Origin of the sequence: Streptomyces sp. NBC_01016, assembly GCF_026341035.1 — a bacterium.
GTDB lineage: Bacteria > Actinomycetota > Actinomycetes > Streptomycetales > Streptomycetaceae > Streptomyces.
On record NZ_JAPEOQ010000002.1, the window covers coordinates 3,482,295 to 3,504,057 of the forward strand.

Here is a 21,763-nt window from a genome sequence, read left to right on the forward strand (position 1 = left end):
GGTGACCGAACGTTTGCCTCAGACGCTGCGCTCCGACGCCCTCGACAACCGCGAGCGCATCCTCGACGCGGCCCGCGCCGTGTTCGCCGCCGACGGCCTGAACGTGCCGATGCGCGAGATCGCCCGCCGTGCCGGAGTCGGCCCCGCCACCCTCTATCGCCGCTTCCCGACCAAGCAGGAGCTGGTCACGGAGGCCTTCGCAGAGGAGATGCGGGTGTGCCGCAGGCTCGTGGACGAGGGGCTCGCCGACCCGGATCCGTGGCACGGGTTCTGCCACGTGATCGAGGAGACCTGCGAGATGCACGCCCGCGACCGCGGCTTCACCGAGGCCTTCATGTCGGCCTTCCCCAAGGCCCTGGACTTCGCCGAGAACCGCGCGTACACGCTGAAGGCCATCGCCGAAATCGCCCGCCGCGCCAAGGACTCCGGCCACCTGCGCCCGGACTTCGTCCTGGACGACCTGATCCTGATGCTCATGGCCAACCGAGGCATCCAGGCGGCATCGACATCCGCCCGCGTCGCCGCCTCCCGCCGCTTCGCGGCCTTCGTGATCCAGGCGTTCTCGGCGTCCCCGGAGCGCCATGGCGAGCTGCCGCCGGTGGCACGACTGTCACCCCTGTTGTCGGTGTAGGCGCCAGGCGGCGGGGCGCTCTACGCGGCGCAGTCGTAATCAACCGACCTTGGGGCCGCAGCGCATACCGATGTAGACGCAGCCTGTGCCGTCCTGCAGGGTGGAGAAGACCACGGGCATGTAGTCCTCGCTGAATGCGGCACCCACTCCGGTACCGGCGAACACCGACTCGGTCACCGGTAGCAGGTCGATTTCCAGGGGCTCGGAGAAGTCCTTCATGCCATCGACGAACTCGTACACCGCGTGCCCCGCACCGTCCCGTTCGGTCACAGTGATGACCACACCCTCGCGCCTGTACGTGCCAAGGAGCGGTGCGAGGTCAACCACAGGCGGTTCGGCCGGAGGGGCGAAGGGCTCAGGCATCGTCACATCGGCCAGGTCGGCGAGCAGTTCCCGGTAGAGGGCCGCGTACAGCTCGCGCGCCCCGCCGCCGTTGGTGAGCAGGGCGACCGCGACGCCCGCCGTGGGAACCACGCGCAGGTAGCCGTACTGGCCGATCGATGCGCCGTCGTGGCCATACCCCTGGACACCGTCCCAGTCGTACAGGGTCCAGCCCAGCCCCCAGCCGTCCGCACTGACCGTCCACTTGTCGGGTGACTCGACCACGCGCTGTTGCATCATCGCGACGGTCTCCTCGGACAGCACCCGCGTGCCGTCCTGCGCGACGCCGCCGTTGAGGTGCATCTGCGCGAGCCGGACGACGTCCCCGGCTGTGGCGATGACCCGGCCGTAAGGCCCTGCCGAGCGCGGCATCAGATCCCAGGCCGGCGCGGGCTCCGGATCCTGGCCCGCCTCACCCAGGTGCCCCATCGCCGCCCGGAACCGCAGCGCCTGTTCGGGCAGGGTCACGGTGTGCGTGAGGCCGAGCGGAGTGAGGAGCAGGTCCTCCAGTGCCTCGTCCCAGACCTTGCCGGTCACGACTTCGATGATCCGGCCGAGGACGTTGTACCCGACGCTGCTGTAGGAGAGCGCGGTGCCGGGCGGGCAGTCGAGCGCCACGTCCTTCGCAGCCTCGACGTACTTGGCGAGGCAGTCGTCGCCGCGTCCGCTGTCGTGGTTGAAGTCGCAGGTGAGGCCACTGGTGTGGCTGAGCAGCTGGCGTGTGGTGATCACTTTGGTCGCGTCGGGGTCGGCGGCGGAAAACTCCGGCAGAACCTCCACGACCGGTGCGTCCAGGTCAAGTTCACCTGACTCGGCGAGGCGCATGATCAGAGAGGCCGTGTAGATCTTGGCGATGGAGCCCATCTGGAAGACCGAGTCGGTCGTCGCTTCCACGCCCGTGCCGCGATGCAGCACGCCACTGGCCAGCTCGTGGACGGTCCCGTCGACGAGAACCGCCAGTGACGCGGCGGGGACGTGATGCTCGGTACGCAAGGTGTCCAGACGGGTCTGCCAGTGGGCGACGTCGAACTTCCGGCCCGCCGAGTCCCGCGCTCCCCAGATGCCCTTGCTACCCCAGTTGCCCTGTTCGTCCCAGTTAACGACGGTCGACATGCCGAACCCCCAGCTCGATGCGTACGACGTTCCTTGTTGCGAACACTGTACGCACGGCGGAACGCTGTATGCAAGGTGCGTACGGCGTCCGCTATGGTGGGGGAGAAGGTGGAGCGAGTAAGGATGAGGGGCGTATGTCAGCCGAAAAGAAGCCGATCGCGTCGGTGTGGACCCGTCCGCAGCCCCTGCAGCGGGAGCAGCTGACTCGCGATCAGATCGTTGCCGCAGCGATTGAGTTGCTGGACGCGGAGGGTGCCGAGGCGCTCAGCATGCGCAAGCTCGGCACCCGCTTGAAGGCGGCGGCCACCTCGCTCTATCGACACGTGGCCAACAAGGACGAGCTGATCCAGTTGGCCGTGGACGACGTCTTCGGAGAGCTGGGCATGCCGGTGGCTGCCGAACGTGGCCAGTGGCGTGCGGACGTCACCCGCATCGCCACGGAACTTCGTGCGATGAGTCTGCGACACCGCTGGATCGTGTCCGAGCTCGGCCAGGTCGGACTTGTTCACATCGGTCCCAACGCCATGCGGATGGCGGCGGGTCTGCTCGCGCAGTTCGAAGTGGCGGGCTTCCCGGCGGACGAGAGGGACCGGGCGATGGGGACGCTTACGGCCTACGTCATCGGTATCGCCGCCTCCGAAGCCGCGTACCTTTCGTTGATCGCCCGCAGCGGCAGGAGCGAACAGGAGTGGGTGGCGGGCCTGCGGCCTCTCTTCGATGACGCCGCGCACCAACACCAGCGGCTACGAGAGGGAAGCTCTGCCCGGCAGGACCTTCCCCCGCAACAGATCCGCGATGACGACTTCGCTTACGGGCTTGACCGGGTCCTCGATGGCCTGGTCTCCCGGCTCCGGGCCTAGGGCCTGATCCAAATGACAGGCCCTAGCCGACGGAGATGCCGGAACCGGCGGTGACCGGGGCGCGAGCTTCTCTGATGAGCCCACCGGGATTCCTCTCTTTCGGGTGAAACCTGACCTGGTGGGTCCCGCTTTGAGACCGCTTCTGACCTGTGACGGAGGCGACTCGGAGGAGCGGATGTCATTTGGCGGCGGCCGAGTCGGTGTCCGGGGGGTCGGCGCGGCGGCTGCGAGTGTGCATGCATGGCTAGCGTGTACAGAACTCTGCTGAACACCGTCGCCCGGACCGGCGCTCAGGTCGTCGATCTGGCTCCCGGAGCCGCGGTCCTTGCGCGGAGCCGGCGGAAGTGGGCAGGCGCCTGCCTCGAGGACGGAGCGCACCTCGTCACCAGCCGGGGGAAGTGGACCGATTCCCCCTTGGAAGACGGGGCGCACCTCGTCACAAGGCGCGGAAAGTGGGCCGCCACTCCGCTCGCCGAGGGGGCTCAGCTCATTGTCGATGAGCGAAAGTCACGTGCGCAGGAGCATGGATTCCAGAAGGCGGCCGCCGACTATCTCGGTGCTCGCCACGTGGCCGCCATGCTCGAGTCCTACGGCGTGAACTGCGTATTCGATGTCGGGGCGAACGTCGGCCAGTACGGCAGGCGACTCCGAGAATTCGGGTACAAGGGGCGGATCGTTTCGTTCGAGCCGGTTCCGCGGTTTCTGGAAAAGTTGCAGAAGCGCGCTGAAGGCGACCCGGACTGGCATGTCGTCCCGTGCGGTCTCGGACGGGTGGACACGATTCAGCCCATGCACGTGGAGTGGCTCAGCATGAGCTCGCTCCTCCCGCCCAGCGAATACGGGAACACCCGGTACAAGCGATTCGTCAAAGGCGGCACCGAGGACATTCAGATCTGTCGGCTCGACGGGCTGATGGACAAGGCTCTCGACGGAATCGACAATCCGCAGCCCTATCTCAAGATGGACACTCAGGGCTACGACCTCGAGGTGTTCGCCGGGGCGGGGGAGCGCATCTCCGAATTCGTGGGGCTGCAGTCGGAGGTCGCACTTCTGAGGATCTACGAGGGCAGCCCGCGGATGGCCGAAGCGCTCGCCGAGTACGAGCGTGAGGGCTTCGAAGTCACCGGTATGTATCCGGTGACCCAGGAGAGCGGCTCCGGCCGCGTGCTCGAGTTCGACTGCGTGATGATGCGCGCCAGTGAGACGCCGGTCCCGCTGCCTCGCGGTCAGCACGCCGCTCAGCAGTCCTAGCCCGCGTGGGCAGCACGCCGCTCAGTGGTCCTGGCCCCCGTGGGCAGCGCGCCGCTCAGTAGTCCCGGCTCGCGCCCGCACGCGTGGTCAGCGCGTCGGCGGCGCGAACTCGGGCTGGTCGAGGAAGCGCAGCCAGCTTCCGTCCGGCTGGCGGCGCACGACCTGCGCACGGGCCCCCGTCCCGTCCTTCGGCGGCGTCGACGTGAGGGCGATGTCGCCGCTGATCAGCGTCGGCAGCGGCTGCTCCGGCTCGAAGTGGGGGCGGTTCGCCAGCACCTTCTCCCACAGCACGCGGATCGCCTCCCGCCCGACCGTCTCCTGGCCGGGCGGGTAGGCGAGCACCGCGTCCTCCTCGTAGAGCGCGGCGACGCCGGCCGCGTCCCCCGCGTTGGACCGCTCGACGAACAGGCGGGTGATGTCCTCGGGCCGCATGGCCTTCTCGTACTCCGACATGGGGTTCCTCCCGGCGTCAGTTCCCTGGCTTGGTGCTTCCAGCGTCGCCGCCCGATGATCAGAAGTCCAACAGATGCTTCTGATGGAAATCAGAAGCTGCGGTCATGGACAATGGGTGTCATGGACCTGAGGCAGCTCGAATACTTCGTCGCCGTCGCCGAGGAGCGGAACTTCACGCGCGCCGCCGAGCGGGTGCACATCAGCCAGTCCGGCGTCAGCGCGCAGATCCGGCAGCTGGAGCGTGAGCTCGGGGCGGAGCTGTTCGACCGCTCGTCCCGCACCGTCACGCTCACCGTCGCGGGCAAGGCCGCGCTCGAACAGGCCCGCGCCACCCTCGCCGCGGCCGGGACGATCGGCCGGGCGGTGGCCGAGGTGTCCGAACTGATCAGGGGGCGGCTCACCGTCGGCATGGTCATCGGCTGCACCATCACCCCGCTGTTCGACGCCCTCGCGGCGTTCCACGAGGCGCATCCGGGCGTCGAGCTCTCGCTCCTGGAGGACGGCTCCGACCGGCTCGTCGAGGGGGTGCGCGCCGGCGATGTCGACCTGGCGCTCATCGGCGCCGCGCACAGCACCCCCGACGGCCTCGACTCGCTGACCATCGTCGACGAGCGGCTCGTCGTGGCGGTCCCGGCCGGGCACCCGCTGGCGAAGCAACGGCGCGTCGTACTACAGGACCTGATGGCCCATCCGATCGTCTGCATGCCGCCCGGCACCGGCCTGCGCACGGTCTTCGACCGGGCGTGCACCGCGCAGGGACTGCACCCCACGATCGCGCTGCAGGCCAGTGCCGCGGACTCCATCGCCGCCCTCGCCGACCGCGGCCTCGGCGTCGCCGTCCTGAGCGAGTCGATGGTCGCGGATCACCCCGACGGGCTCACCGCCCGCACCATCGACGACGTCGACACACCGGCGCTGCTCGCCCTGGTCTGGAAGCGGGCCCACAACCCGGCGCTGCGCGAACTGCTGGGCCACGCACGGGGGGCGTTCGCGCGACGGTGACGCTTGCCGGGCTTGGTGGTACAGATCCCCTACGCTCCCGATCGGACGGCCCTGGGAGACGACCCTCGCGAGAACGGGAGCACCACATGAAGTTCCGGACCCACGTCGAACCCCCGGAGCCGATGCACGGCCTGGAGGTCCCTCCGGAGCTCGTGGACGAGCTCGGCGGCGGGAAGCGGCCCCCGGTGGTCATCACGGTCAACGGTCACACGTGGCGCAGCCGGGTCGCCCTCATGCGCGGCCGCTGCCTGCTCGGCCTGAGCAAGGCGAACCGGGAGGCCGCGGGCGTCGAGACGGGGGAGGAGGTCGAGGTCGACCTGCGACTCGACACCGAGCCCCGCACCGTGACCGAGCCCGAGGACTTCGCCCACGCCCTCGACGCGGACCCGACCGCCCGCGCCGCCTACGACCGCCTCTCCCACAGCCGCAAACGGCAGCACGTCCTCGCCATCGATTCCGCGAAGAAGCCCGAGACACGCGCGCGACGCATCGAGAAGGCGTTGGAGTCGCTGCGGACGGGCTAGCGACGAGCCGCCGAGGCTCACCAGGGCCTGATCGGACGCACCCCCGTGCGTCTGCCGTCCTCGTCCAGCAGATGGCCCATGCGCTTGACCGTGTGCAGGCCGACGATGCGGTCGGTCACCTCCAGTGTCGGCAGGCGCGCGCCCAGGGATGTCTCGCGGCGTTGGATGTCGCCGAGGTCGCGTACCCACAGGGTGGCGAAGATGTTCGTCCGGCCGGTGACCGCGGCGACGAGGCGGCACTCGGGCAGTGCCGCGAGGGCACGGTGGACGGCGGCGATGTCACGGGCCGGGACGCGGCCGAGCAGCGAGACGGGCAGCGGGCGTCCCGCGAGCGCGTTCGCCATGTCACAGCGGAAGGTGAGGACACCCGAGTCGGTGAGCCGGTGCAGGCGGCGGCGGACGGTGGCGGGACTGGTGTCGGTGTGTGCGGCGAGCGCCGCGAGGCCGAGGCGGCCGTCGCCGACCAGGGCGTCGAGCAACCTCCGGTCCACCGCGTCGAGTTGGGACGTCGGCGCGGTCTCGGACGCATGCGTGCTCGCCCGGCCCAGGGCGCTGAGCTGCGCCGGGTCCAGGGAGCGGAGCCGCCAGCGGCTGCCCTCCACGTAGAGGGACGTGGCGAAGAGGCAGTCGACGGCGGTGACACCGGGCAGCGGTTCGAGGTGTGTCGTCACGAACCGGGTGAGCGCGGGCAGGTCGGGGGCGAGGACGTCGATGAGCAGATCGGCGCTGCCGGGGCCGGTGAGTTCGACGGTCACCGCCTCGTCGTGCACGCGCAGCTCTTGAGCGATGCGCATACGGGTGCCGGGTCGGCAGCGGACCAGGACGAACGCCGTGCAGCGCGTGCGCGAGAACTCCCGGCCCGGCGCCGCGTACACCCAGGCGAGCCCTTCCGCGGTCAGCCGGTCCCAGCGGCGGGCGAGGGTGCTCGCGGTGACACCCAGCGGCGGTGCGAGTTCGCTCCAGGAGGCGCGGGGGCGTAGCTGGAGGGCGTTGACGAGTGCGAGGTCCAGCTCGCTCGCGGTGACCGTTTCTCGCATCCGGTAACCCCTCCGTGCTCGTTTCCGACGAATCCGCGGACCGGTGCGACCGCAGCCCGCACAGTAGCCACCGGATGTGATTCCGGCCAGAAGGGACGTCCCCGGTGGGCGCAGACGTGAGCACACGAGGGTCAGCGGTGGGCACCGGCCGCGGCATGCTCGGTGCGATGGCGGTTGTCGTCGTGTTCAGCGGCGTCGTACAGGGCTATCTCACGCCGCTCCTCCCGGAGTTGGGGCAGCGGCTCGGCATCGGCGGAGTGGCCCAGAACAATCTCTATCTGCTGTCGCAGTGCGCGTTCGCCGTGCTCACACCACTGCTCTCACGCCTCGGTGATCTGTACGGTCACCGTCGGCTGCTGCGGGTGGCGCTCACGATGGTCGCGGCCGGTTCGCTGCTGATGGCGGTGCGGCCGACGGTGGTGACACTCGCCGTGGGGATGGTCCTGCAGGGCGCGGTGGTCGGATTCTTCCCGCTGCTCGCGGGCATCCTGCGCTCGCGCGCCCCGGAACGCGGCCGCACCGGGATGTCGCTCCTGGTCGGCGCCCTGCTGATCGCCGTCGGCGCGGGCGGCCTCGTGGCGGGCGCCCTCAGCGAGCGGCATGCCGAGGCCGGGCTGTGGGCGGCGGTGCCGGTGGCCGTGCTCGCCCTGGCCGCGGGCCTCGTACTGCCGGACAGCGACGGGGAGTTCGGCGGCCGGTTCCACTACGGAGCGGCGGCGCTGCTGACCATCGGTCTCGTCGCGCTGGTCCTGTTGCTCGCACAGGGCGGCACATGGGGGTGGACCTCGGCGCGCTCCCTGGGCACGGGCGCCCTCGCGGTGGTGGTGTTCCTCGCCTGGGTGACGGTGGAGCGCCGCGCGACCCAGCCGCTGGTGAGCGTCCGCATGCTGCGGGACCGGCGGCTCGCGGCGGTCAGCGCGCACACGTTCTGCGCGGCCTTCGGCACGATCGGCTTCCTCGGCGCCAACGCCCTGTTCCTCGGGGCGGACCCGGCCGCCGTCGGCTACGGCATGGGGCTCGGCCCGCAGTCCATCGCGACGGTGTCCCTGGCCATGGTGGTCATGGGCTTCGCCGGCTCCACGGCCACACCGCGCCTGGCCCGCCGCATCGGCGACCGCGCCGTCCTGGTCACCGGCGGAACCCTCATCGGGCTCGGCTTCCTGGGCCTGATCCTCTTCCACGCCACACTCCCGCAGTACATCGCGTCGGCGCTGATCGTCGGCCTGGCGACCGGTGTCTTCGAGTCCATCACACGGACCCTGTCGGCGGAGATCGTGCCCGAGCGGCAGACCGCGCTGGCCGTGGGCATCAACGAACTGGCGCTGTCGCTGGGCGCGGCGATCGGCGCCGCCGTGATCGGCGGGCTCTTCTCTGCACACCAACTCGGCGGCCACATCGCACTGTCCGGCTATGTGTGGAGCTGGAGCGCCTGCGCCGCGGTTGCCCTGCTCGGCGGGACCCTCGCGCTCCTGTACGGGAGCGGGGCCACGGCCGACACCGACATACGCACCGACGCGAAGGAGAGCCTCGCATGACGACCATGACGACAACGCCTTCCCTGCACGACGAGGTGACACAGGCGGTCCTGAGCCGGCGCGAGCAGCTCATCGCGCTCAGCCACAGCCTGCACGCCGAACCCGAGACCGCCCTCGAGGAACACCGCTCGGCCACGAAGATCGCCTCGCTCCTCGACGCGGCCGGTTTCACGGTCACCCGCCCCCTCGACTCGCTGCCCACCGCACTCGACGCGACGTACGGCAGCGGCGAGTTGGTGCTCGCGTTCTGTGCCGAGTACGACGCGCTGCCCGGCATCGGCCACGCCTGCGGGCACAACGTGAACGGCGCGGCGGCGGTCGGCGCGGCGCTCGGCCTCGCGGCTGTCGCGGACAGGCTCGACGTCACCGTACGGCTCATCGGCACGCCGGCCGAGGAGGACATCGGCGGCAAGGTGCTCCTCATCGAGGCGGGCGTCTTCGACGACGTGGCCGCGGCACTGATGGCGCACGCCGCCCCGGAGGACACCGTCGGCGCCTCCTCCCTCGCGATCGGCGCCTGGGACATCACCTACCGGGGCCGGCCGGCCCACGCGGCCCTCGCACCATGGGAGGGCGTGAACGCGCTCGACGCGCTGACCGTCGCCCAGACCGCGATCGGCGTGCTGCGCCAGCAGCTGCCTCCGGGCTCCCTGGTCCACGGCATCGTCACCGACGGGGGCCGGGCCCCGAATGTCATCCCCGACACCGCGGCCGCCCGCTACGAGGTGCGGGCCCCCACCGTCGAACAGCTCACGGCGGTGCAGCGCCGGGTCCGCGCCTGCTTCGAGGCGGGCGCCCTCGCCACCGGCGCCACCCTCGAACTCACCCAGCACGGAAGGGACTTCGCGGATCTGCGCCAGGACCCGTTCCTGACCGAGGCCTACGCGGCGGCCGCCCGCTCCCTCGGCCGCACCCCGCTGTCCCGGCACGGCGCCACCACCGCGTCCACCGACATGGGCAACGTGTCCCGCCTCCTGCCCGCGATCCACCCCACCATCGGCTACGACACCGAGGGCGCGAGCCAGCACACCGTCGAGTTCGCGGCACACGGCACGACCCCCGGCGCGGACCGTGCGGTGACCGACGGGGCGTCGGCGCTGGCCCTGGCCGCGGCTGCCGCGGCGACGGACGAGGAGCAGCGGAGCCGGCTGCTGAGCGGTGTCGAGCACCGTCGGGCCCAGCGGCAGGCGGCCACCGACTCTGCCTGAGCGGGCCGACGACCGCCCACAAGCCGGTCCGACGCCGTCCGACATTCGAGCGCGGCTTGACGAAACGGCCCTGCGGACGGCTCAATTGGTCCATGACTGCCCAGCGCTTGGTCTCGCGTGACCACATCGACTTCGGTCGGGTGTGGTCCGCGGCGTGTTGCGCCTGAATCGGCAGCGGGCCCTCTGACCGGCCCTTTTCTTCCTTGGTGATTTCTCGGTGACTCCTCGGCGGCTCCCTCTGTGACCCCGCCCGGGCCCGAGCTCTGACGCCTCGCGCGCGCTGCCACACCACCGCATCCCACGACGCCCCGCGTCGTCACGCCCGTATCGACCCGTCTGTATGACGAGTCGTCAATTCCGCCTGCGCGCACGGCTGTTCCGGCCTGCCCGCACGCGGTTTTCGCCGCCTGAGAAAGGCCCACCCCATGCCCGTGGAATTCCTCGGCATCGCCGCCACCAACGACGGCTCCGAAACCACCTCCCGTTCCGGCGCCGCCTTCGACAAGGAGTACACACTCCGTCTCGCCCGCGCCCATGAGGACCACGACTGGGACCGGGTGCTGTTCGCGTACGGCTCCGGGTCGCCCGACCCGGCACCGGCCGCCGCCTACATCGCGAGCCACCTCGACCGCCTGCAGATCCTGCTCGCCCACCGGCCCAACGTCTCGTACCCCACCTTCGCCGCCAAGACCTTCGCCACCCTCGACCGGATCAGCGACGGCCGGCTCACCGTCCACTTCATCACCGGCGGCAACGACCAGGAACAGGGCCGTGAGGGCGACACCCTCACCAAGGACGAGCGCTACAGCCGCACCCGCGAGTACATCCAGCTCGTCAAGAAGATCTGGACCACCCACGAACCCTTCGACCACGAGGGCGAGCACTACCGCTTCCACGACTTCGTCAGTGATGTCTTCCCGGTCCAACAGCCGCGGCCCGGCGTCTCGTTCGGAGGTTCCTCGCCCGCCGCGTACGCCGCCGGGGGAGCGGAGGCCGACATCTACTGCCTGTGGGGCGAGCCGCTGGCCAAGACCGCCGAGCAGATCGAGACCGTGAAGGCCGCCGCGAAGGCCGCGGGCCGCACCGACGTCCCGCGCATCCAGGTCGCCTTCCGCCCCATCATCGCGCCGACCGAGGAGCTGGCCTGGGAGAAGGCGCACCGCACGGTCGGCGCGATCAAGGCCAGGAAGGAGCGGGGCGAGCGCATCGGCAGGCGTCACCACGGACACGCCGAGCCCCAGAACACGGGCTCCCAGCGGCTCATCGCCATCGCCGAGGCAGGGGAGCGCTACGATCGCGCCCTGTGGACCCCGACGGCCGCCGCGACCGGCGGCGCGGGCAACTCCAACGCCCTCGTCGGCACCCCGGAGACCGTGGCCCAGGCGCTCCTCGACTATTACGACCTCGGCGTCGACATCCTCTCCGCGCGCGGCTACGACCTGCTGGACGACGCGATCGACTTCGGCCGGTACGTGATCCCGATCGTGCGCGAGGAGGTCGCCAAGCGCGACGCCGAGCGCGCGGCACGCGGGACCGGGGCGGCGGCGGTGGGCGCGTGACCTCCCTGGCCCAACCACCCGCCCCCTCAGGGGATATGACGGTCGTTCACGTCCCCGTATCCGACCCGCGTGTCGAGCCGCTGCTGCGCGAGCTCGGCGACGAGTACTCGACCCGGTACGGCAAGGACGCCCACGCCGAGATCGCCCGTTACCCCGACGAGGAGTTCACACCTGCCCACGGCGGGCTGCTGCTCCTCGTCCTCGAGAACGGTGAACCCGTCGCGGGAGGCGCCTTCCGCCGCTACGACGCCGACACCGCCGAGCTGAAGCGGATCTGGACGCACTCCGCCCACCGGCGGCGCGGCCTCGCCCGCCGCGTGGTCGACGAGCTGGAGCGCGAGGCCGGCGAGCGCGGCTACCGGCGGATCCACCTCACCACCGGGCCCCGCCAGCCGGAAGCCCGCGGCCTCTACCTGGCCACCGGGTACACGCCGCTCTTCGACACCGAGGCCGATCCCGAGTCCATCGGTCCGCTGCCGTTCGAGAAACACCTCCTCGGCGCCGCGCCCACCGGACAGACCCCGGACGACCCGGCCTCCCTCAAGGTCGTCCCCGTCCGCCACTACGCCCGCTGGGTCGCGGCAGCCGCCGTGCTCGTCCTGGTCGCCCAGTTCGCGCACGGCCTGCTGACCAACCCCGTATGGGAATGGGACGTCTTCCGCGACTACGTCCTGTCCGAGACGATCGTGCAGGCCGTCTGGGTCACGCTCCAACTCACCGCATACGCCACGGTGTTGGGATTCCTGCTCGGTACGGTGCTGGCCTTCATGCGGCTCTCGCAGAGTCCGGTGCTGCAGACCGTGGCCTGGACCTACATCTGGATATTCCGGTCCATCCCGATGATCGTCCAGCTCGTCTTCTGGTTCAATCTCAGCGCGCTCTACAAGGAGTTGGGCCTCGGCATCCCCTTCGGCCCGGTGTTCTGGTCCGTCGACAGCAACAGCCTCATCGGCACCATCGGCGCCGCCATCATCGGCCTCACTCTGCACCAGGCCGCGTACGCCGCGGAGATCGTGCGCGGTGGTGTCATCTCCGTCGACCGGGGCCAGCTGGAGGCCGCCGCCGCCCTCGGTATCCCGCGCCTGCGGCAGATCCGTCGGATCGTGCTGCCGCAGGCCATGCGCGCCATCCTGCCGACGGCGGGCAACGAGATCATCGGCCTGCTCAAGGGCACATCGGTGGTCTACGTGATGTCCATCGGCGAGCTCTTCTACCAGGCCCAGGTCATCTACGGCCGCAACGGCCGGGTGATCCCGCTGCTCCTCGTCGCCACCGCCTGGTACGTGGTCCTGACCTCACTCCTCTCCATCGCCCAGCACTACGTGGAACGCCGATACGCCCGGGGCACCGCCCCGAAGACCCTCCGGGCCCTGGGAGGCCGACGATGAGCAAGCCCATGGTGGACATCCAGGACGTCCACAAGAGTTTCGGCCCGCTGGAGGTGCTGCGCGGCGTCGACCTGCGCGTGCACGCCGGTGAGGTCACCGTGATCCTCGGCCCGTCAGGATCGGGGAAGTCCACGCTGCTGCGCACCATCAACCACCTGGAGAAGGTGAACAGCGGCTGGATCAGCATCGACGGCGAACTCATCGGCTACCGCCGCCAGGGCGACAAGCTGCACGAACTGCGGGAGAAGGACGTCCTGAAGCAGCGCACCCACATCGGGTTCGTCTTCCAGGACTTCAACCTCTTCCCGCACCTGACTGTTCTCGACAACCTGATCGAGGCCCCCGTCTCCGCCCTGCGCCGTCCGCGCAAGGAGGCGGAGGACACCGCCCGGACGCTGCTCGAACGGGTGGGGCTCGGCGACCGGGCCGATTCCTATCCGCGCCAGCTCTCCGGCGGCCAGCAGCAGCGCGTCGCCATCGCCCGCGCGCTCGCCCTCGAACCCAAGGTGCTGCTCTTCGACGAGCCCACATCGGCGCTCGACCCGGAACTGGTGGGTGAGGTCCTCGATGTCATCAAGGACCTGGCGAGCACCGGAACCACGATGATCGTCGTCACCCACGAGATCGGCTTTGCCCGCGAGGTCGCCGACACCGTGGTGTTCATGGACGGCGGTGTCGTCGTGGAGCAGGGGACACCCGCGGCCGTCCTCGACGCCCCGCAGCACGAACGCACCCGTGCCTTCCTCTCCAAGGTCCTGTAACGCCCTGCGCCGATAACCCTCTGCGCCGATAACCCTCTGCGCCGACCACCCCTGCTCTCTGCTCTGCCGTCTGCTTTGCACACAAGGAGAACGACCGTGCCCCTCACCCTCACCCTCGCCCACCGGCGCCGCACCACCACCGCGGCCGCGCTCTCGCTCGCGGCCACCCTGCTCCTGGCCGCCTGCAGCAACCCCTCCGACGGTGGCACGACCGAGGTCGCGGACGGCTCGGGCGCCAAGGCGAAGATCAACCTCAGTCCCGAGCAGCACCGCGTCACCACCGGCAAGGTCGACTCCATAGCCGACGAGGTGCCCGAGCGGATCCGTAAGAGAGGCACCCTGGAGGTCATCGGCTCCTCCAGCTCCGCCGCGCCGCTCGGCTTCCACGCCACCGACAACAAGACCGTCATCGGTGTCGAGCCGGACCTCGCCCATCTCGTCGCCGACGTCCTCGGCCTCAAGGTGCGCCGCACCACCGCCTCCTGGGAGAACATCTTCGTCGGCCTCGACAGCGGCAAGTACGACGTGGGCCTCAGCAACATCACGGTCACCGAGGACCGCAAGGAGAAGTACGACTTCGCGACCTACCGCAAGGACAACCTGGGCTTCGAGGCGAAGAAGGGCAGCGGCCTGAAGGTCAGGGGGCCGAAGGACGTGGCGGGCAGGACGGTCGCCGTGGGCAGCGGCACCAACCAGGAGAAGCTGCTCATCGAGTGGAGCAAGGCGAACGTGAAGGCGGGCCGCAAGCCGGTCGACATCAAGTACTACCAGAACGACAGCGACACCTATCTCGCCCTGCAGTCCGGCCGCATCGACATCTATCTCGGCCCCAACCCGACCGCCGCCTACCACGCGGCCAGCACCGGGAAGACCGAGGTCGTCGGCACGTACTCGGGCGCGGGCGCCGAGCTCCAGGGCCTCATCGCCGCCACCACCAAGAAGGACAGCGGGCTCGTGAAGCCGCTCGCCGCCGCGCTCGACCATGTCATCGACAACGGCAGCTACGCGAAGGTCCTCAAGCGCTGGGGGCTGTCCGACGAGGCCGTGACCAAGTCGAGGATCAATCCGCCCGGCCTGCCGAAGACCGGCGAGTAGTCACTCCTGTCGGCTCTTCCCGACCTGTCCTACAGACCTGTCGGCTCTTACAGAAAGGCACCTTCGTGTCTCCCTCGCCCTCTCCCCATCTGCACCTCGCCGTCGCCCTCGACGGCACCGGATGGCACCCCGCTTCCTGGCGCGAGCCGGTGTCCCGGCCGCGCGAGCTGTTCACCGCCGCCTACTGGGCGGAGCTCGTTGCCGAGGCCGAGCGGGGCCTGCTCGACTTCGTCACCATCGAGGACGGACTCGGCCCGCAGTCCGCCCACTTCCTCGAACCGGACGAGCGCACCGACCAGGTCCGCGGCCGCCTCGACGCCGTACTGATCGCCTCGCGCATCGCCCCGCTGACCCGGCACATCGGCCTGGTCCCGACCGCCGTGGTCACGCACACCGAACCGTTCCACCTCTCCAAGGCGATCGCCACCCTCGACTACGTCAGCGAGGGCCGCGCGGGGCTGCGTGTGCAAGTCACCGCCCGCCCGAGCGAGGCCGCCCACTTCGGCCGCCGCACCATCGACCGCATCGACGCCTACGACAGCCCGGACGCAAGGGAGTTGGTGACCGAACTCTTCGACGAGGCCGCCGACTACGTGGAGGTCGTGCGGCGGCTGTGGGACAGCTGGGAGGACGGCGCCGAGATCCGGGACGCCGCGACGGGCCGCTTCATCGACCGGGACAAGCTGCACTACATCGACTTCCAGGGCAGCCACTTCAGCGTCCGCGGCCCCTCCATCACACCCCGCCCGCCGCAGGGCCAGCCGCTCGTCACCGCCCTCGCGCACGACACCGTCCCGTACCGCCTGGTGGCCCGCGCCACCGACGTCGGATACATCACCCCGGGCGACACCGAGCAGGCCCGTGCCATCGTGGGCCGGATCCGCGCCGAGCAGGAGACGGCCGGGCGGGCCGGGGATCCCCTGCATGTCTTCGGCGACCTGGTGGTGTTCCTCGACGAGGACCCGGCCGCCGCGACCGCCCGCCGGGACCGGCTCGACGCCCTCGACGGAGCGCCGTACGTGAGCGACGCCCCGACCTTCGCGGGCACACCCGCACAACTCGCCGATCTCCTCCAAGAGTTGAACGGCGCCGGCCTCACGGGATTCCGGCTGCGCCCCGCCGTCGCGGGACACGACCTCCCGGCGATCACCCGGGGCCTCGTCCCCGAACTCCAGCGCCGTGGTGTCTTCCGCCGCGCGTACGAGGCCGACACCCTGCGCGGCCTCCTCGGCCTCGACCGCCCCGCCAACCGCTATGCCGCCGCGTGAGCCGGAGGGAACCCTCATGACCAAGCCGCTGAAGCAGATTCACCTGGCCGCCCATTTCCCCGGCGTCAACAACACCACCGTGTGGAGCGACCCGCGGGCCGGCAGCCACATCGAGTTCGGCTCCTTCGCCCACTTCGCGCGCACCGCCGAACGCGCCAAGTTCGACTTCCTGTTCCTCGCCGAGGGGTTGCGCCTGCGCGAACAGGGCGGCGAGATCTACGACTTGGACGTCGTAGGCCGGCCCGACACCTTCACCGTCCTCGCCGCGCTCGCCGCCGTCACCGAGCGCATCGGACTCACCGGCACCATCAACTCCACCTTCAACGAGCCCTACGAGGTGGCCCGCCAGTTCGCGAGCCTCGACCACCTCTCCGGCGGCCGCTCCGCCTGGAACGTCGTCACCTCCTGGGACGCGTTCACCGGCGAGAACTTCCGCCGCGGCGGCTTCCTCCCGCAGCGCGAACGCTACTCACGCGCCCGGGAGTTCCTCGCCACCGCGAACGAACTGTTCGACTCCTGGCACGACGACGAGATCCTCGCCGACCAGGAGACCGGAGCCTTCCTGCGCGACGCCAAGGCAGGATCCTTCGTCCACGCCGGACAACACTTCGACATCCACGGGCAGTTCAACGTCCCGCGCTCCCCGCAGGGCCGCCCGGTCGTCTTCCAGGCCGGCGACTCCGACGAGGGTCGCGAGTTCGCCGCGGCCGAGTCCGACGCCATCTTCAGCCGGCACGGCACCCTCGACGCGGGCCGGGAGTTCTACGCGGACGTGAAGTCCCGCCTCCCCAAGTACGGCCGCGGCAAGGACCAGTTGCTCATCCTGCCCGCCGCCACCTTCGCCCTCGCCGACACCGACGCGGAGGCCGAGGAACTCGCCCGCGAGGTGCGCCGCCACCAGGTCAGCGGGGCCACCGCCCTCAAGCACCTGGAGTTCGTCTGGAACCGGGACCTGTCCTCGTACGACCCGGAAGGGCCGCTGCCCGACATCGACCCGGACGTCGGCGACACCCACATCGCCGAGGGTCGCGCCCAGGTCCGCATGTACCGGGACCCGCTGGCCACCGCCCGCGAGTGGCGCGAGCTCGCCGCCGCCAACAAGTGGTCCATCCGCGACCTCGTCATCCACACCGGCAACCGGCAGAACTTCGTCGGGGCCCCGGCCACCATCGCCAAGACCATCAACGAGTACGTCCAGGCCGACGCCGCCGACGGCTTCATCCTCGTCCCGCACATCACCCCGGGCGGCCTCGACGAGTTCGCCGACAAGGTGGTCCCGCTCCTCCAGGAGCAGGGCGTCTTCCGTACGGAGTACGAGGGCACGACGCTGCGCGACCACCTGGGCCTGGCCCATCCCGACGACGCCCCCGCGCCCACCGAGGAGTTCTCCCGTGTCTGACATCCCCCTCGCCGTCCTCGACCTGGTCCCGGTCCCGTCCGGCTCGACCGCGGGCGACGCCCTGCGCAACTCCATCGACCTCGCCCAGCAGGCCGAGCGGTTCGGCTACGCCCGCTACTGGTTCGCCGAGCACCACCTCAACCCCGGCGTCGCCGGCACCTCGCCCGCCGTCGTCCTCGCCCTGACCGCGTCCGCCACCGACACCATCCGGCTCGGCTCCGGCGCCGTACAGCTCGGACACCGCACCGCGCTGTCCACGGTGGAGGAGTTCGGCCTCCTCGACGCGCTGCACCCCGGGCGCATCGACCTGGGGCTCGGCCGCTCGGGCGGACGGCCGCCCGCGCAGCCCGCGGAGCCGACGCCGACCGCGACCCCGGTCGTCGACGGCGCCGCCCCCAACGGCCTCGTCATCCCGCCCCGCTTCTCCTTCGAGTACCTCCTCGGCTCACCCCGCGTCGCGCTGCAACGCAAGCTGCTCCAGCAACCGGGCGCGCAGGCGCAGGACTACGCGGAGCAGATCGACGACATCCTCGCCCTGTTCGCCGGCGCCTACATATCCCCGGACGGGGTCGAGGCGCACGTCGTGCCGGGGGAGGGGGCCGACGTCGACGTGTGGATCCTGGGCAGCAGCGGCGGCGAGAGCGCCGAGGTGGCGGGCGCGCGCGGACTGCCGTTCGCCGCGAACTACCACGTCAGCCCCGCCACGGTGCTGGAGGCGGTGGAGGGCTACCGGTCCTTCTTCCAGCCCTCCGACACCCTCGACAAGCCGTACGTCAGTGTCTCCGCGGACGTGGTCGTCGCCGATGACGACGCCACCGCCCGCGAACTCGCCACCGGCTACGGCCTGTGGGTGCGCAGCATCCGCAACGCCGAGGGTGCCATCGACTTCCCGACGCCGGACGAAGCGCGTAAGTACGAGTGGAGTGACGCCGACCGGGCGCTCATGCAGGACCGCCTCGACACCCAGTTCGTCGGCTCGCCGACCACCGTGGCCCGCCGCCTCGCCCAGCTCCAGGAGGCCACCGGAGCCGACGAGCTGCTCATCACGACGATCACCCACGACCACGCCGACCGGGTCCGCTCCTACGAGCTGCTGGCCGAGGAGTGGAAGCGCTCTTGACGCGGCGTCCCGGCGGCCACACACTCCTCTAAGGGAATCCTAGTGAAACGGTAGGGAATCATGGGTGGTGCGGCGTGCGAGCTCAGCGGCGAGGCCGCCCGCGCCGCCGTCGGGGCACTGCCCCGGCTCACGTCCCGCCGTCACATCGATCTGGCACGGGTCTGCAGTGCGGCGAGTTCTCGCCACGGTGGCGGTCAACTCGCCGCCCACGCCTGACACTTCCGTACGCATGCCCGTACGCCCGTGATCGAGCACCCCCAGGGAGACGCATGTCCGCACCGGCCCCTTCCGCCGTGCCCACCTTCCGGAGCAGGATCGGCTGCGACGCGCGCAGCGGCTACTACGCCGCCCCGCACCGCTACCGCCTCCACCTGTCGCCGTCCTGCCCGCACTGTCTGCAGATCGCCGTCACCCACAGCCTGCTCCGCCTCGACGACACCCTCCCGGTCACCCTGCTGCCCGCCGCGTCCGACACACTCGGCGGCGGGCACCGGGCCCTGGCTCCCCTGTACGAGGCCACGTCCCACCAGTACCCCGGACCGGCCCTGGCGCCGGTGCTCAGCGACGACTGGACCGGGCGGATCGTCAGCACCCACCCGGGGGACATCCTGCGCGACCTCGCCCGGCACTTCGGCGAACACGGCCCCGACCTCCTTCCGCGCGGCACCGAGGACGCGATCGACGCGGTGGGCCGCCTCTGTGAGCGGGGCATCACCGCGTCGGCCCGGCGCGGCGACGACACCGGGCTCGCCACCCTGCTGCGTGCGCTGAACGTCCTCGAACGACGGCTCGCGGGCAGGGAGTTCGTACTCGGCGGCCAACTCACCCTCGCCGACGTGCGGTTGTGGTCGACCCTCGTGCACCCGGACACCGCACACCGGACGACGGGTCATCCCCGGCTCTCGGCGTACCTGCGCCGCCTCTCCGAGCACCCCGCCTTCGCGCCGCACCTCGCGAGCTACTCCTTCGCGCTGGCCTGACGCGAGTTGAACTCCTCGACGTTCTTCTTCTGCTCCTCATAGCTGTCCGTGAACCGGGTGTCCCCGGGCGCGACCGTCACGAAGTACAGCCAGTCGCCCTTGGGCGGGGCGATCGCCGCGTCGATGGCGTCCTCCCCCGGATTGCCGATGGGGGTGGGCGGCAGGCCCTTGTGTTCGTACGTGTTGTACGGGCTGTCGGTCCTGGTGTCGGCGTGGCTGGTGTCGAGGGTCGAGCGGTTCAGGGCGTAGTTGATCGTGGAGTCCATCTGGAGCTGCATGCCCTGGTCGAGCCGGTTGTAGATGACCCGGGCCACCTTCCCCATGTCCTCGTGGGTGTCGGCCTCCGCCTGCACGATGCTCGCGATGATGACCGTCTCGTACACGGATACGCCGTTGGTGTCCGCGCCCTTGGTGACATGGTCGGCCTTCAGCCGCTGGTTGGCGGTGTTGTTCATGTAGGAGAGAAGGGACGCCGGAGTGGTGTTCTTGTCCACGGGGTACGTGGCCGGGAACAGGTAGCCCTCGGGGTTGCCGTCCGCCGCGCTCGGCAGGGTGAAGTGCGCCTTCGACGCGGCCTTCTTCGTGGTCCCGCCGTCGACGGCGAGCGCCTTGTCCACGGCCTCGTACACCTGACTCGCGCGATACCCCTCGGGGATCACGAGCTTCTCGGACCGGGTGGCCTCCTTCCCACCGAAGACCACCACCAACGTCACGACTACGGCCGCGACGACCGCGAGAACCACGACGGCCAACACGATCAGCTTGCCGCGGCGGCTCAGCCGACCCTTCTTCCCTGTCTTGTCCTCAGGCACAGGGGAACGCTAACCCGATCAAGCCCCGCCGGCGATTGAGGCGCGGGGCCCGGGGCAGAGCCCCGCGACCGCAACCACGCCACCGGCACACCTCACCGCACCCGCAACGCCACTGCCAACAGCGCCGCGTCCGCCGGCCTCCGTAGATCCCGACCCGTCAGCTCGTGAAACCGGTTGAAGCGGTGCTGCACCGTGTTGCGGTGGCAGTAGAGCGCGTCGGCCGTGTCCGCGATGGAGCCGGAGCCCGACAAATGGATGCGGACGGTGTGCAGCAGACGGTCCGCCTCGGTGCGGGTGACACCGGGCCCGCGCAGTGCGCCCAGCACATCCGCGGCCAGGTCGCGGCCGAAGTCACCGGCGCGGTGGGCGAGGACGTCCAGCCAGCTGTCCTCCAGGAGCCGCGGCGAGCGCGTGTCGGCGGGCAGCACCTGCGCCGTCGCCACCGCGAGCACCGTGGCCCGCGGCACGGCGGCGAGCCCGGCCGCCTGCGGGGCCACCCCGCACGGCGAGTCCTGCAGCTGGTCCAGGACGTACGGGCGGGTGATCCGGCCGCTGAGCTGCACCACCAGGACCGCGTCCCCGCCGACCATCTGCTGCTGTACCGCCGCCCCCGCCCCGCGCAGTGTCAGGCCCGCACGGTGCAGTCCTGGCCCGGCCGCCGCGGACGACGCCGCGCACAGGAACCGGCCGTCGTCCGCGAGACCCAGGGCGCGGCCCGCGTCGCGTACGACGGTCGGGTTGCGGCCCTCCGTCTCCAGGAGCCGGGCGAACCACATGCGCCGCTCGTCCTCCTCCCGGCGCCCCATCTCCAGGACCGTGCGCTGATACGCCGTCATGATCCCCGTGACATGCCGCTCGACCGCCTCCCACACGTGGTACGCCGAGCCCGCCAGATCGGCCATGTCCTCGGGTCGCGCCCGGTTCACGAGCGCCTGCCACACCACCCGGAAGTCGAGCCGCGCCGCCTCAAGCAGGGCGTCGAGCGGGACGCCCTGCCGGGCACGCTCCTCACCGACCCGCCGTGAGACGTCCGTGATGTGCGGCGGCACCGGCAGCCGCGCCACCGTACGGAGCAGCAGCTCGAAGGCCTGCCAGGCCGAATCGCGGAACTGGACGTCCGGCACCTGGGTCGCGTACGAGGTGCGCAGCGGGCCGACCATTCCCAGCCATTCGCCGATCAGGTCGTCCACATTGTCCAGGCACTGCCCGGCGAGTTCCGCGATGCGCGGCGAGGTCGGGGGCAGGCCGGAGAGGCCCTGACCTTCGGAATTGTGCATGTGACCAATTCTCGGTGGTGCGAGGGCGATGTTTCAACGTTGGTTTGGTGCCCGTAGCCAAGGATCCTGGTGCGATCCCTGGGCGGAGCGTCCGGGGCCCGCCGACCAG

Annotated in this window: 20 protein-coding genes and 1 pseudogene; 16 read left to right on the forward strand and 5 right to left on the reverse strand. The window is 70.6% G+C overall.

Annotation, left to right across the window (positions count from 1 at the left end):
• The first annotated feature begins 1 nt into the window (after window position 1).
• On the forward strand, window positions 2–631 hold the full coding sequence (locus OG746_RS42550; RefSeq protein WP_266724543.1) for a TetR/AcrR family transcriptional regulator: 630 nt from the start codon (window positions 2–4) through the stop codon (window positions 629–631).
• 39 nt (window positions 632–670) lie between these two features.
• Here OG746_RS42550 and OG746_RS42555 read toward each other — a convergent pair whose 3' ends face one another.
• A complete protein-coding gene (locus OG746_RS42555; RefSeq protein ID WP_266724545.1) occupies window positions 671–2,125 on the reverse strand; it encodes a serine hydrolase domain-containing protein in 1,455 nt (484 codons plus the stop codon).
• A gap of 134 nt (window positions 2,126–2,259) precedes the next feature.
• Here OG746_RS42555 and OG746_RS42560 point away from each other — a divergent pair, with 134 nt between their 5' ends.
• Together OG746_RS42560 and OG746_RS42565 are read left to right on the forward strand one after the other, a co-directional pair.
• Window positions 2,260–2,985, forward strand: coding sequence for a TetR/AcrR family transcriptional regulator (locus tag OG746_RS42560; RefSeq protein ID WP_266724547.1), 726 nt, complete (start codon window positions 2,260–2,262; stop codon window positions 2,983–2,985).
• Between the two features lie 240 nt (window positions 2,986–3,225).
• Window positions 3,226–4,236, forward strand: a complete 1,011-nt coding sequence (locus tag OG746_RS42565; RefSeq protein ID WP_266724549.1) for an FkbM family methyltransferase — start codon at window positions 3,226–3,228, stop codon at window positions 4,234–4,236.
• A gap of 87 nt (window positions 4,237–4,323) precedes the next feature.
• Here the strand turns inward: OG746_RS42565 and OG746_RS42570 are convergent, their stop codons facing one another.
• A complete protein-coding gene (locus OG746_RS42570) occupies window positions 4,324–4,689 on the reverse strand; it encodes a YybH family protein (protein ID WP_266724551.1) in 366 nt (121 codons plus the stop codon).
• 120 nt (window positions 4,690–4,809) lie between these two features.
• On the opposite strand from OG746_RS42570, the gene OG746_RS42575 reads away from it, so the two are divergent.
• A complete protein-coding gene (locus OG746_RS42575; RefSeq protein WP_266724553.1) occupies window positions 4,810–5,691 on the forward strand; it encodes a LysR family transcriptional regulator in 882 nt (293 codons plus the stop codon).
• Between the two features lie 86 nt (window positions 5,692–5,777).
• Window positions 5,778–6,215, forward strand: a complete 438-nt coding sequence (locus OG746_RS42580) for a YdeI/OmpD-associated family protein (protein WP_266724555.1) — start codon at window positions 5,778–5,780, stop codon at window positions 6,213–6,215.
• 17 nt (window positions 6,216–6,232) lie between these two features.
• Here OG746_RS42580 and OG746_RS42585 read toward each other — a convergent pair whose 3' ends face one another.
• Complete coding sequence (locus tag OG746_RS42585) at window positions 6,233–7,252, reverse strand: Lrp/AsnC family transcriptional regulator (RefSeq protein ID WP_266724556.1); 1,020 nt, start codon at window positions 7,250–7,252, stop codon at window positions 6,233–6,235.
• Between the two features lie 167 nt (window positions 7,253–7,419).
• On the opposite strand from OG746_RS42585, the gene OG746_RS42590 reads away from it, so the two are divergent.
• The 11 genes and pseudogenes from OG746_RS42590 to OG746_RS42640 all read left to right on the forward strand — a co-directional run bounded on the left by OG746_RS42590 (window position 7,420) and on the right by OG746_RS42640 (window position 19,565).
• Window positions 7,420–8,787 (forward strand): MFS transporter, encoded by a 1,368-nt coding sequence (locus tag OG746_RS42590; protein WP_266724557.1) that lies wholly within the window; start codon window positions 7,420–7,422, stop codon window positions 8,785–8,787.
• Entirely contained in the window at window positions 8,784–9,995 is a 1,212-nt protein-coding gene (locus OG746_RS42595) for an amidohydrolase (RefSeq protein ID WP_266724559.1), read from the forward strand. Before OG746_RS42590 ends, OG746_RS42595 begins: the two co-directional genes overlap by 4 nt.
• Window positions 9,996–10,420: 425 nt before the next feature.
• Window positions 10,421–11,554: an LLM class flavin-dependent oxidoreductase gene (locus OG746_RS42600; RefSeq protein WP_266724561.1), complete on the forward strand. Its 1,134-nt coding sequence runs from the start codon at window positions 10,421–10,423 to the stop codon at window positions 11,552–11,554.
• Window positions 11,555–11,589: 35 nt separating this feature from the next.
• Window positions 11,590–11,940: pseudogene (locus tag OG746_RS42605) on the forward strand (GNAT family N-acetyltransferase); the annotation flags it as partial.
• Between the two features lie 87 nt (window positions 11,941–12,027).
• Window positions 12,028–12,942 (forward strand): amino acid ABC transporter permease, encoded by a 915-nt coding sequence (locus tag OG746_RS42610; protein WP_443063244.1) that lies wholly within the window; start codon window positions 12,028–12,030, stop codon window positions 12,940–12,942.
• Entirely contained in the window at window positions 12,939–13,703 is a 765-nt protein-coding gene (locus OG746_RS42615) for an amino acid ABC transporter ATP-binding protein (RefSeq protein ID WP_323179746.1), read from the forward strand. Before OG746_RS42610 ends, OG746_RS42615 begins: the two co-directional genes overlap by 4 nt.
• 96 nt (window positions 13,704–13,799) lie before the next feature.
• The gene (locus tag OG746_RS42620) at window positions 13,800–14,798 is read left to right on the forward strand and encodes an ABC transporter substrate-binding protein (protein ID WP_266724563.1); all 999 of its coding nucleotides are present in this window, start codon (window positions 13,800–13,802) and stop codon (window positions 14,796–14,798) included.
• Window positions 14,799–14,863: 65 nt separating this feature from the next.
• Window positions 14,864–16,066 carry an LLM class flavin-dependent oxidoreductase gene (locus tag OG746_RS42625; protein ID WP_266724565.1) on the forward strand — a complete coding sequence of 401 codons (1,203 nt, stop codon included), beginning with the start codon at window positions 14,864–14,866 and terminating at the stop codon, window positions 16,064–16,066.
• Window positions 16,067–16,082: 16 nt separating this feature from the next.
• Window positions 16,083–17,465, forward strand: coding sequence for an NtaA/DmoA family FMN-dependent monooxygenase (locus tag OG746_RS42630; RefSeq protein ID WP_266724566.1), 1,383 nt, complete (start codon window positions 16,083–16,085; stop codon window positions 17,463–17,465).
• Window positions 17,458–18,585 (forward strand): MsnO8 family LLM class oxidoreductase, encoded by a 1,128-nt coding sequence (locus tag OG746_RS42635; RefSeq protein WP_266724567.1) that lies wholly within the window; start codon window positions 17,458–17,460, stop codon window positions 18,583–18,585. Before OG746_RS42630 ends, OG746_RS42635 begins: the two co-directional genes overlap by 8 nt.
• Window positions 18,586–18,854: 269 nt before the next feature.
• Window positions 18,855–19,565 (forward strand): glutathione S-transferase C-terminal domain-containing protein, encoded by a 711-nt coding sequence (locus OG746_RS42640; RefSeq protein WP_266724569.1) that lies wholly within the window; start codon window positions 18,855–18,857, stop codon window positions 19,563–19,565.
• Here OG746_RS42640 and mltG read toward each other — a convergent pair.
• Both mltG and OG746_RS42650 read right to left on the reverse strand, forming a co-directional pair.
• Window positions 19,544–20,377, reverse strand: a complete 834-nt coding sequence (gene mltG, locus OG746_RS42645) for an endolytic transglycosylase MltG (protein ID WP_266724571.1) — start codon at window positions 20,375–20,377, stop codon at window positions 19,544–19,546. The genes OG746_RS42640 and mltG overlap by 22 nt on opposite strands.
• Window positions 20,378–20,469: 92 nt before the next feature.
• Window positions 20,470–21,654, reverse strand: coding sequence for a PucR family transcriptional regulator (locus OG746_RS42650; protein WP_266724572.1), 1,185 nt, complete (start codon window positions 21,652–21,654; stop codon window positions 20,470–20,472).
• Window positions 21,655–21,763: the final 109 nt, after the last annotated feature.

Bases quoted from the DNA above. Each gene is read 5' to 3' on its own strand.
- OG746_RS42555 (WP_266724545.1), bottom strand. From the start codon at position 2,125: ATGTCGACCGTCGTTAACTGGGACGAACAGGGCAACTGGGGTAGCAAG.
- OG746_RS42560 (WP_266724547.1), top strand. From the start codon at position 2,260: ATGTCAGCCGAAAAGAAGCCGATCGCGTCGGTGTGGACCCGTCCGCAG.
- OG746_RS42565 (WP_266724549.1), top strand. From the start codon at position 3,226: ATGGCTAGCGTGTACAGAACTCTGCTGAACACCGTCGCCCGGACCGGC.
- OG746_RS42570 (WP_266724551.1), bottom strand. From the start codon at position 4,689: ATGTCGGAGTACGAGAAGGCCATGCGGCCCGAGGACATCACCCGCCTG.
- OG746_RS42575 (WP_266724553.1), top strand. From the start codon at position 4,810: ATGGACCTGAGGCAGCTCGAATACTTCGTCGCCGTCGCCGAGGAGCGG.
- OG746_RS42580 (WP_266724555.1), top strand. From the start codon at position 5,778: ATGAAGTTCCGGACCCACGTCGAACCCCCGGAGCCGATGCACGGCCTG.
- OG746_RS42585 (WP_266724556.1), bottom strand. From the start codon at position 7,252: ATGCGAGAAACGGTCACCGCGAGCGAGCTGGACCTCGCACTCGTCAAC.
- OG746_RS42590 (WP_266724557.1), top strand. From the start codon at position 7,420: ATGGCGGTTGTCGTCGTGTTCAGCGGCGTCGTACAGGGCTATCTCACG.
- OG746_RS42595 (WP_266724559.1), top strand. From the start codon at position 8,784: ATGACGACCATGACGACAACGCCTTCCCTGCACGACGAGGTGACACAG.
- OG746_RS42600 (WP_266724561.1), top strand. From the start codon at position 10,421: ATGCCCGTGGAATTCCTCGGCATCGCCGCCACCAACGACGGCTCCGAA.
- OG746_RS42615 (WP_323179746.1), top strand. From the start codon at position 12,939: ATGAGCAAGCCCATGGTGGACATCCAGGACGTCCACAAGAGTTTCGGC.
- OG746_RS42630 (WP_266724566.1), top strand. From the start codon at position 16,083: ATGACCAAGCCGCTGAAGCAGATTCACCTGGCCGCCCATTTCCCCGGC.
- OG746_RS42640 (WP_266724569.1), top strand. From the start codon at position 18,855: ATGTCCGCACCGGCCCCTTCCGCCGTGCCCACCTTCCGGAGCAGGATC.
- OG746_RS42650 (WP_266724572.1), bottom strand. From the start codon at position 21,654: ATGCACAATTCCGAAGGTCAGGGCCTCTCCGGCCTGCCCCCGACCTCG.